The 5396-nt window shown below is 72.9% G+C and carries 5 protein-coding genes; 2 read left to right on the top strand and 3 right to left on the bottom strand.

What is annotated here, in order from left to right:
• The coding region (locus AB8Z36_RS29350; protein WP_369216412.1) for a hypothetical protein at positions 1-1140 on the bottom strand (1140 nt) is incomplete at its 3' end.
• 472 nt (positions 1141-1612) lie between these two features.
• Here AB8Z36_RS29350 and sepH point away from each other — a divergent pair.
• Positions 1613-2716 (top strand): septation protein SepH, encoded by a 1104-nt coding sequence (gene sepH, locus AB8Z36_RS29345; RefSeq protein WP_369216411.1) that lies wholly within the window; start codon positions 1613-1615, stop codon positions 2714-2716.
• A gap of 94 nt (positions 2717-2810) precedes the next feature.
• On the opposite strand, the gene AB8Z36_RS29340 is transcribed toward sepH, so the two are convergent.
• Positions 2811-3638: a sulfurtransferase gene (locus tag AB8Z36_RS29340; RefSeq protein WP_369216410.1), complete on the bottom strand. Its 828-nt coding sequence runs from the start codon at positions 3636-3638 to the stop codon at positions 2811-2813.
• A 224-nt stretch (positions 3639-3862) separates the two neighbouring features.
• On the opposite strand from AB8Z36_RS29340, the gene AB8Z36_RS29335 reads away from it, so the two are divergent.
• Entirely contained in the window at positions 3863-4675 is an 813-nt protein-coding gene (locus tag AB8Z36_RS29335; RefSeq protein ID WP_369216413.1) for a VOC family protein, read from the top strand.
• Between the two features lie 25 nt (positions 4676-4700).
• Here AB8Z36_RS29335 and AB8Z36_RS29330 read toward each other — a convergent pair whose 3' ends face one another.
• Entirely contained in the window at positions 4701-5363 is a 663-nt protein-coding gene (locus AB8Z36_RS29330; RefSeq protein WP_369216409.1) for a thymidine kinase, read from the bottom strand.
• Positions 5364-5396: the final 33 nt, after the last annotated feature.

Genomic DNA, 5396 nt, shown 5'->3' with positions numbered 1-5396 from the left:
GTCCGGGTCCTCGGAGTGCGAGCCGGTGCCGTCGCCCGTGCCGGGTATCCGGCCGTCGGTCCCCTCCGGGTCCCCCGTCGCGCCCTCACCCTTCGGAGAGCCGTCCCCGGAGCCCGGAGTGCCGTTGTCCGAGGGCTGTCCCGTCGGATCACCGGTGGGCGTGGACGGCTCCTTCCCGGAACGGTGGCTGTTTCCCGTGAGGTTGCTGATGGTGGTGCCCTCGCCGCCGCTGAAGTCCTTGCCCGCCACCAGTTCGTACGTGGTGATCCCGGCCATGGAGACACCGAACACCACGGCCGCGGCGATCAACGGCCGCTTCCAGCTGCGGATGCGCGCGCGGTGCGTCGTCCCGTCGGTGAACTCGTCGGGCGGGAGCGGCGGCATGACCGTTGTCCCGGGCGCCGTTGTCCCGGGCGCCGCTTCGGGAGCCGTCCCCGGAGTCCCCGGCAGGCCCCCGGCGCGCAGCACGCGCGTGGCGTCGTCCCGGGGCAACGCCGTCGTGGCGTCGAGCTGGCCGAGGAGCTGGGTCCGCTCGGCGTCGGCGTCGGCCGCGGCGACCGAGGGCAGTGCCGTCGTGGGGTCCGCGTCGCCCGCGACGGGCAGCACGGTGGTGGCGTCCGCGTCACCGGTGGCGGGCAGCACCCTCGTCCCGTCCGGGTCGGACTCCGCTTCGCCGTTGCGCGCTGTGCCCGGTCTGCCCCAGGTGGTGGTCACGGGTCCGGTGCCGGAGGCCGCCCCGGTGTACGCGGCCGTCCTGAACGTCACGGGCTCCGCGGACGGTGCGGACGCGCCGGAGAGTTTGGACGTCTCGGGTGGCTTGAACGTGTCGGGCACCGCGGGGGCCGAGGTCACCGGAACCTGCTGCGCCTTGGGCTTGGCCTGGACGGCCACGACCCGTATCTGCTCGCCGGTGCGCTTGAAGAAGTGCTGGAAGATCGTGCCGCCGCAGGTCGCCACGCCGCTCACGACACCGGCGCCGAGGATCGTCCCGTAGACGCCGAGGTTAGAGGCCAGCTTCGCCGCCACGACCGCGGCGATGGCGCTGCCCGCCACCTGCGGCACGCTGAGATCCAGGCGCCGCTTCTCCTCCGGTTCCTCCTGGTCCTTCGACTCCTTGCCGTAATCCGGCTTTTCACGCATCTCCGCCCCTTGCCTGCCTTTCTCGCCTTACTCGACTGACCACACGAGAAGGGGACGTATGGGCGAAGTGATTAGTTCCGTTTCGGGTGATTCAGTGAAGTGCGCCACGCATGTGTGCGAACGCGCGAACGGGGAAGGCGTTCAACTCCCTTCCCCTACGAGAAGTTCGGCGGCGCGGCGGTCCACCCGCGTGGCCCGAATGGAGTACTGTTGCGAGCCCTGGGTCCGGTCTCCCGCCAGGGTGCCCGGGGCCGCCAAGGACCGCCGGGTGGGGGGCTCGCTGCACAGGGTGACGAAAGTCGTCACTTAGCGTTGCGAAAGGGTAACCGTGCCATAACGGCGCTCCAGGGCCCTGGCCCGACACGCCGGGCAACTCGGCAAGGTTGTGGCAGGCTGCACCCGGGCAGGCCACACTCGACTAGCGGAAGCAGCGACGCACGTGACGTCGGCAGGCACCACCCGGGAGGTCCCCATGCCCGAACTGCGTGTCGTGGCCGTCAGCAACGACGGCACACGGCTGGTGCTGAAAGCTGCGGACAGCACGGAGTACACGCTTCCGATCGACGAGCGGTTGCGCGCGGCCGTCCGCGGTGACCGGCCCCGACTCGGCCAGATCGAGATCGAGGTGGAGAGCCACCTCCGCCCCCGTGACATCCAGGCGCGTATACGCGCCGGTGCGAGCGCGGAAGAAGTGGCCCAGTTCGCGGGCATCCCCGTGGACCGCGTCCGGCGCTTCGAGGGACCCGTCCTGGCCGAGCGTGCCTTCATGGCCGAGCGTGCGCGGAAGACCCCCGTCCGCCGCCCCGGCGAGAACACCGGACCCCAGCTCGGCGAGGCCGTCCAGGAGCGTCTGCTGCTGCGCGGCGCCGACAAGGACACCGTCCAGTGGGACTCCTGGCGCCGTGACGACGGCACCTGGGAGGTCCTGCTCGTCTACCGCGTCGCGACCGAGCCGCACTCCGCGAGCTGGACGTACGACCCGCCCCGGCGGCTCGTCCAGGCCGTGGACGACGAGGCCCGCTCGCTGATCGGTGAGACCGACGACATCGCGGCACCCGAGCCCAGCTTCCCGTTCGTGCCGCGCATCGCCCGGCTGCCCAGGGACCGCCCCCTGGAGCGGCCGCTCGACCGCGCCCTCGACCGGCAGATGGACCGCCCGGGCATTCCGCCCGCCCCGGTCGAAGCGCCGGAGGAGGGCGTCGGCGCGGGCGCCGCGGTGGCCGAGCAGGAGCGCGACTCGCTGACCAGCCTCCTGGAGGCGGTGCCCAGCTTCCGCGGCGACATGGTCGTGCCCGAGCGCCCCTCGGTGGCCGCCGCCACGGAGCTGCCGCCCGCGCCCGCACAGGAGGAGCCCGAGCAGGAGGCCGACGCCGAGGAGCCCCCCGCCGCCTCGGCGGGCGCCGGAGCGGCCTACGCGGACGTGCTCATGCCGCGCGCGGTGGCCAGCCACCGCGACCGCCTCGTCGGCTCCACGGACCGTCAGGCCGAGGCCGACGGCGTGCGTCCGGGGCGCCGCGCGGCGGTGCCGAGCTGGGACGAGATCGTCTTCGGCACCCGCCGCAAGAAGCAGGAGTAACCGGCTCACGTACGGACGGCCCGGCACCGGGCCGTCCGTGCGTCCACGGGACCGCCGCGGGTCCGCGCGGCGTCACTTCCGCGGGCCCACAGGACTACTGCGGGTCCGCGCCCGTCGCGACCGGACGGGCCGCGTCCGCCGACCACTCCGACCACGAGCCGACATAGAGGGCGGCCGGAATGCCCGCCACGGCGAGGGCGAGCACCTCGTGGGCGCCCGAGACGCCCGAGCCGCAGTAGACGCCGACTGCCGTGCCGCCGTCCGCGCCGAGCGACGTGAAGCGGTCGGCGAGTTCGGCGGCCGGCTTGAAGCGGCCGTCCTCCTCGACGTTCTCCGTGGTCGGCGCCGAGACCGCGCCGGGGATGTGGCCCGCCACCTTGTCGATCGGCTCGACCTCACCGCGGTAGCGCTCGGCCGCGCGGGCGTCCAGGAGCAGACCCGAACGGGCGAGCGCCGCCGCGGAATCCGCGTCCAGGAGGTCCGTGCCGTTCGGGGCGGGCTCGAAGGAGCCCTCCGCGGGCGCCTGGACGGGTCCCCGCTCCAGCGGACCGGCCCACAGGGCGATGCCGCCGTCGAGGACGCGGACGGACGCGTGCCCCGTCCACCGCAGCATCCACCACAGGCGGGCCGCCGCCCAGTTCTGGCCACCGTCGTACACCACCACGTCCCGGTCGGCGGACACGCCCGCCGCCCGCATCACGGCGCCGAAGCGGTCCAGGTCGGGCAGCGGGTGCCGGCCACGGGCACCGGCGGGTCCCGCCAGGTCGGCGTCCAGGTCGACGAAGACGGCCGAGGGAATGTGCCCCTCCTCGTAGGCGGAGCGCATCGAGCCCTGGTGTCGCCAGCGGACGTCGAGGACGACCGGCGGATTCTCGCCCGCCAGGTCGCTCGCGAGTTCGGTTGCGGAGATGATGGCATTCATTGACCCATCCTTGCGCATGGGGTGGCCGCGCCGCCAAGGTGCGGCTACCCTGCTCGGCCGGACCTTCTCCGAACACAGGGCGTACCTGATGCAGCACTCCGTGTGCGGAAAACGGGCACCGATCGGGCATCCCGCATCAATGGATGAATGACTACGAAACGGGCATCCTCCCGCCCGATAGCGAAAACGAAGCGGCCGTCAGGAAGGCCGAGGAGAAGGTGACGATGACCGAGGCACGGGCGTCCGCCGGACGGCGTGACGGCGCGGGAGCCGGGCCGAGCACACCCGGCACACCCTGCTGGGTGAGCCTGATGGCGCACGGCCTGACAGGTACCCAGGAGTTCTACGGAGCGCTCTTCGGCTGGGAGTTCCGGCCGGGACCCGAGCAGCTCGGGCCCTATGTGCGGGCGCTGCTCGACGGCCATGAGGTGGCCGGCATCGGCCAGCTCCCGCCCGGCAGGCAGCTCCCCATCGCCTGGACGCCGTACTTGGCGACGAACGACGCGGACGCGACCGCGGAGGCGGTACGGCACTGCGGCGGGACGGTGGGCGTCGGGCCCATCACGGCGGGCAGGGCAGGGCGGATGGCCGTCGCGCTCGATCCCACGGGCGCGGTGTTCGGGCTCTGGCAGGCCGCCCGCCACCTCGGTTCGGCGGTGGTCGGCGAGCCGGGCGCGCCCGCCTGGTACGAACTGGTGACCAGGGAGACCTCGGGTGTCTTCCCGTTCTACCGGAACGTCTTCGGCTTCACCGAGGAGGCCGTCGTCTCGGCCGACTTCGACGCTCTGCGGCTGTGCGTCGACGGGCGCCCGGTGGCGTCCATGCGCGGCGTGGGGGACGCGCTGCCGCGTGACCGGGGGCCGCACTGGATGACCTACTTCGAGGTCGCCGACGCCGACGAGGCGGCGAGCCGGGTCGTGGAGCTCGGCGGCCATGTCGTCCGTCCGGCCCGGGACGACGCCCATGGACGGCTCGCGGTCGTCGCCGACCCCGAGGGCGCGGTCTTCACCGTCGTACGCTCCGAGCGCGAGGGCTGAACCCCGCGGGCTCCCGGAGTCCGGGTCAGGCGCGGACGGAGGCGGTGTCCACCGGCAGGACGTCCGGCGAGAGGGCCCCCGCGCGGGCGGTCGCCGCCGTCGTCCTGCGCTGGTGGTGACGGCGGCACAGGACCTCGTAACCCACCTCGTCGGGCGACTGGTTGACGTCGCCGACGACGACCTGGGCGCCCTCGACGACCATTTCGCCGCCTATGGTGCGCGCATTGTGCGTGGCGCGGGCGCCGCACCAGCACAGGGCCTCGACCTGGAGCACCTCGACGCGGTCGGCGAGCTCCACCAGGCGCTGCGAGCCGGGGAAGAGCTTGGAGCGGAAGTCCGTGGTGATGCCGAAGGCGAAGACGTCGAGCCCGAGGTCGTCGACGATGCGGGCGAGCTGGTCGATCTGGTCGGGGGCGAGGAACTGCGCCTCGTCCGCGATCACGTAGTCCGCGCGGCCGCCACGGGAGAGGTGGTCGACGAGGTGGGCGTAGACGTCGAAGTCGTCCGCGGCCTCGATCGCGTCGGTGACGAGCCCGAGCCGGGAGGAGAGCTTGCCCTCGCCCGCGCGGTCGTCCCGCGTGAAGATCATCCCCTGGAGCCCGCGGGCCGAGCGGTTGTGCTCGATCTGAAGAGCCAGTGTGCTCTTTCCGCAGTCCATCGTTCCGGAGAAGAACACCAGCTCGGGCATGAGGAGTCGAGCACCTTTCGGGGCGTGCGGAGG

It is taken from the genome of Streptomyces flavofungini, assembly GCF_041028215.1.
GTDB classification, from domain to species: domain Bacteria; phylum Actinomycetota; class Actinomycetes; order Streptomycetales; family Streptomycetaceae; genus Streptomyces; species Streptomyces flavofungini_B.
Note: the sequence above shows the minus strand (reverse complement) of the source record. Positions and strands in the feature narration are given on the sequence as shown.